The sequence below is a fragment of the Hydrogenophaga sp. genome (genome assembly GCF_051007235.1).
GTDB lineage: Bacteria > Pseudomonadota > Gammaproteobacteria > Burkholderiales > Burkholderiaceae_C > Hydrogenophaga.
Map to the genome: position 1 here is coordinate 1 of NZ_JBPCSJ010000443.1, position 3,671 is coordinate 3,671.

At 69.8% G+C, this 3,671-nt stretch carries 5 protein-coding genes; 2 read left to right on the forward strand and 3 right to left on the reverse strand.

All coding sequences use genetic code 11. From position 1 onward, the window contains the following. The first annotated feature begins 187 nt into the window (after nucleotides 1-187). The gene (locus ACR2JA_RS15780; RefSeq protein WP_234263315.1) at nucleotides 188-496 is read left to right on the forward strand and encodes a nucleotidyltransferase family protein; all 309 of its coding nucleotides are present in this window, start codon (nucleotides 188-190) and stop codon (nucleotides 494-496) included. A gap of 97 nt (nucleotides 497-593) precedes the next feature. Next, the gene (locus ACR2JA_RS15785) at nucleotides 594-830 is read left to right on the forward strand and encodes a HepT-like ribonuclease domain-containing protein (RefSeq protein ID WP_434010029.1); all 237 of its coding nucleotides are present in this window, start codon (nucleotides 594-596) and stop codon (nucleotides 828-830) included. A 93-nt stretch (nucleotides 831-923) separates the two neighbouring features. Here the strand turns inward: ACR2JA_RS15785 and ACR2JA_RS15790 are convergent, their stop codons facing one another. The 3 genes from ACR2JA_RS15790 to ACR2JA_RS15800 all read right to left on the reverse strand — a co-directional run bounded on the left by ACR2JA_RS15790 (nucleotide 924) and on the right by ACR2JA_RS15800 (nucleotide 3,506). After that, nucleotides 924-1,091 carry a hypothetical protein gene (locus ACR2JA_RS15790; RefSeq protein WP_434010030.1) on the reverse strand — a complete coding sequence of 56 codons (168 nt, stop codon included), beginning with the start codon at nucleotides 1,089-1,091 and terminating at the stop codon, nucleotides 924-926. 204 nt (nucleotides 1,092-1,295) lie between these two features. Beyond that, nucleotides 1,296-1,778, reverse strand: a complete 483-nt coding sequence (locus tag ACR2JA_RS15795; protein ID WP_434010031.1) for a TerB family tellurite resistance protein — start codon at nucleotides 1,776-1,778, stop codon at nucleotides 1,296-1,298. An 84-nt stretch (nucleotides 1,779-1,862) separates the two neighbouring features. After that, a complete protein-coding gene (locus ACR2JA_RS15800; RefSeq protein WP_434010032.1) occupies nucleotides 1,863-3,506 on the reverse strand; it encodes a hypothetical protein in 1,644 nt (547 codons plus the stop codon). Between the last annotated feature and the right edge of the window lie 165 nt (nucleotides 3,507-3,671).

A 3,671-nucleotide genomic window follows, 5' to 3' on the forward strand; every position in this document is an offset into this window, starting at 1 on the left:
ATGGGTATTCGGGTGGATGTGCGCACCCCTAAGGATCTGTCGCTCAGGTTTCGCCAGCAAGTGTTGGACGAGGCTCAACCGGTTTGACATCGTGTGGTGCGATCACGTCAACATCCGGTCTTCGCCGCTCGGCCACCAGGGCGCTGCCGCACTCGCTTTCAACGGGCCCATCGGTACACTCGCGCCCATGCACCCCGCCATCGCCCAACACCGCGCGTCCATCGCGGCCATCTGCCAGCGCTACGGCATCCGCCGGCTGGAGGTGTTTGGCTCGGCCGCGCGGGGCGATGACTTTGTGGCCGAGACCAGCGACGCGGACTTTCTGGTGGAGTTCGCGGCCGACGCCCGGCCGGACCTGCGCAGCTTCTACGGCGCCAAGGCCGAGCTGGAGCAGTTGCTGGGCCGGGGTGTGGACCTGGTAGAGCCGGGCGCGGTGCGCAACCCCTACGTGCTGGCCAGCATCAACCGCCACCGCGAGCCTGTGTATGCAGCGTGACCCGCGCGCCTTCCTGTGGAACGTGCGCGAGGCGGCGCAGGCGATCCAGTCGTTCTCGGCGGGTCTGGACGTCAAGGCCTAAGGGGGCAATGAGCTGGTGCAAGCGGCGGTGGAGCGCAAGTTCGAGGTGATCGGCGAGGCGCTCGATCAGCTGGCGAAGCTGGACGCAGCGATGGCCGCCCGCATTCCGGACGTGCCGCAGATCTTGGCCTTTCGCAACCAGCTGATCCATGGGTACGCCACGGTCAACCCGGATACGGTGTGGAACATCGTTCAGAACGCACTGCCGGGGCTTTTGGCAGCCGTGCAGCGGTTACTGGACGAGTTGAAATAGAAGAGCTGCGCTTCGCCTGCATCGCTGCTGCGCGTGGTTGGAGTCGGCACTTGAAACCCGTCCAAGTTGTTTGACATGTCTGGGGTGGCAGGCTCAGGTCATGTGCCGGGCACCACTCGCCTGCGCGAGCAAGGCCGGCTCGCCCGGGAAGTGCCCCAGCGCGTAGGGCATGGACACGAAGGCCACGGTGCACACGGCAAACAGCGTGGCGCCGATGACCTGGGCCAGGGGGCGGAGAAAGTTTTGGAGATCGGTGTTCATGTGGGGCCTGCTTGGGGTGGTGGAAGAAGCCGCCAGTGGGTCAGCGGTGAAGGCATGGTGCGCCCGCCCCCTTGAACACGGGATGAACAGACGGTGCAGGCGGGGTTCAGGTGCGCGCTGCGTGCGGGGCCGCCACCGGCGCTTGGCTCAGTCGTTCATGGGCCCGGCAGCCGACACCCGGCCAGCGCGCAGGCCCATATCCCGTCAAACCGCCCCGGCGCCCTGCCCCGGCGCGGCGTCTTTGGCGCGCAGTTTGGCGGCGATGTATTCGCCGTGGGTCACGTGCAGCAGGCCGGCCACTTTGCTGATGACGTGGTTTTCGTGCGCGTCGAGGTGCGCGTCGGCATAGGCCACCTGCCAGAGCGATTCCACCAGGGCCACCTTTTGCGGTTGCGTGAAGCGGTCGTTGAGCTGGCTGGTGAAGGCGTGGTAGTCGTTGGCGGTGCGGGCGGTTTCGTGCGCCAGGGCCATGAGGTCGGCCACGCAGGCGGGCGAGAGGTCGAAGCGCTCGTTGAGCGCCCGGATCACGGCTTGCTGCTCGGCTTCGGGGTGGGTCTGGTCGGCGCGCATCACCTCCACCAGCAGCACGGCGGTGGCCAGGTGCAGCGCTTTGTCTGCGTCGGCCGCCGATTGCGCAGGGTCGATGGAGAGGAATGCGTTCAGCAATTGCCGCAGGGGTTGGAGCATGGGGAAAGACTTTGGATGGAGATGAACAGGAGGGGTGGGAGGCACGCGGGCCACCAGGGTTCCGCACGGCGGGGTGCGAGGGGGTCAGGTCGGTCGGGTTGCGGCCACGCCGTCGGCCACCGCCACCAGCCCCTGGGTGATGGCGTGCAGGGCCTGGCGGTCGCGGGCGTCCACCTTCAGGGCTGGAGCCTGGCCGGCCGGGCCACGGCCGGCCACGCGGCGCTGGAATTCGGGCCAGTCGGTGTGTTCGTCGAACACGACCACCACGCGGTGCAGCAGGCCACGGTCGGCCAGGCGTTCGACTTCGTGCGCGGTGCCGCTGCGCGCGGGGCCGAAGCCGCGCAAATCCAGCAGCACCACGTGTGACAGGTCCAGCAGCTGTTCGACGACGGCTTTCCAGGAGGTGTCGAAACAGAAGAGTTCGTTGACGCGAAAGCGCCCTTCGTGGTCCAGGCCCAGGTCGAGGCTGCGGGCGAGCACGTCGGCCGGCACGGCGGCGGGCTGGAAGAGTTCGTGCAGGCGGAAGTTGACGAAGGCGATGACTTCGTGGATGTCGAGGTTGAGTTTGACGAGGTCGGGCCCGCCGATCTGCAGCACCGGCCCGGCCAGCTGCCAGCGGGCCTGCACGGCGTCGAGCAGGCGTTCGGCGCGCCGGTCGGGCGAGAACACACGCAGCATGAGCAGCCGCCGCCCGTGGCGCGGCAGGGGCTGGCGGCGCAGCACCCACGCATAGGTGCCGACCACGGCCAGCACCCAGCCCAGCCACAGGCCCAGCTGCAGGGGCGCGGTGACGCGCGGGGCATCGGCCGCCAGCACCAGCAAGCCGGTGATGAGCACCACGCCGGAGAACGCGACGACCGACAGGTCGGACAGCCAGCCGCGGGTGATGAGGCGGGCCAGGCCGTCGAGCAGGCGGGCGCTGAGCCACAGGCCGGTGGCGAAAGCGGCCACCACGCCGGCCACCACCAGGCCCAGGGCGGCCCAGTCGCCGCCGGTGGGTTGGGCGCCGGGGTTCATGCACTGCCCGGGCACCAGCGCCAGCAAGGCCAGCGCCGCCCCCAGCACCAGGCCGCCGAGCAGCACCGTCAGCGGCACGACCAGAGCGCGCAGGCTGCGCTGCACGCCCACCAGGTAAGGCGCCGAGAGCAGAACGGCCGCGCCGATGAGGTCGTCGCTGTCCAGATTGCCTTCGAACAGCAGGGCCACGGTGGTGAGCACGGCGATACCGGCCAGCAGCGGCCATTTGGAGCCGTCGGGCCGCAGGTTGACCAGGGCGGGCTGGGCGCCCAGGGCGGCGATGAAGAGCACCATCAGCAAAGGGTCCCAGATGCCGGGGTCTTGCTGCAGCGGCGCGATGATCAACCCGCCCGCGGCCAGCACGGCCCAGGCCGCCAGGGTGGCGCGGCGGATGCGCGCCTGCCGCTGCGCCATGCAGGATGCGAGCGGTACTGGCGCGGCGCTGGTCGTTGCGTCGGGCGCGGTCGCGCGGCCGAACTGGCGGGCCTGACGGTCCCACCAGGCGCGCGGGGGTGGCTGCACTTCGCGAAAGCCCATGTAGCGCTGCACGCGCCGCACATAGGCCCACTGCAGCACCGGTGCCAGCAGCAACGCACCCAGCAGGCCAGCCAGCACCACCAGGGCGGGCAGCACCCACCAGGCGGGTCGGTCCATGTCGACCCACACGGTGTGCAGGGCCGCGCCCATCTGGGCCCAGCAGGCGCTGATCATGGTTGCCCCTGTGTGGCGGCCACGGCAGCCACGGACGGCCGTTCCGGCCACTGATCGGGTGGCAGTTCGGTGGCGGTGAGCTGGTAGCCGCGCCAGCGCAGCCAGCGCAGGTGCCAGCGGTTGGCCCAGCGGCCCATGGCCCACGATTCACCCGCGATCCAGGCC

Excerpts from the sequence above, each read along its gene's own strand:
- ACR2JA_RS15780 (WP_234263315.1), top strand. The coding sequence starts at position 188 with ATGCACCCCGCCATCGCCCAACACCGCGCGTCCATCGCGGCCATCTGC.
- ACR2JA_RS15800 (WP_434010032.1), bottom strand. The coding sequence starts at position 3,506 with ATGATCAGCGCCTGCTGGGCCCAGATGGGCGCGGCCCTGCACACCGTG.
- ACR2JA_RS15790 (WP_434010030.1), bottom strand. The coding sequence starts at position 1,091 with ATGAACACCGATCTCCAAAACTTTCTCCGCCCCCTGGCCCAGGTCATC.
- ACR2JA_RS15795 (WP_434010031.1), bottom strand. The coding sequence starts at position 1,778 with ATGCTCCAACCCCTGCGGCAATTGCTGAACGCATTCCTCTCCATCGAC.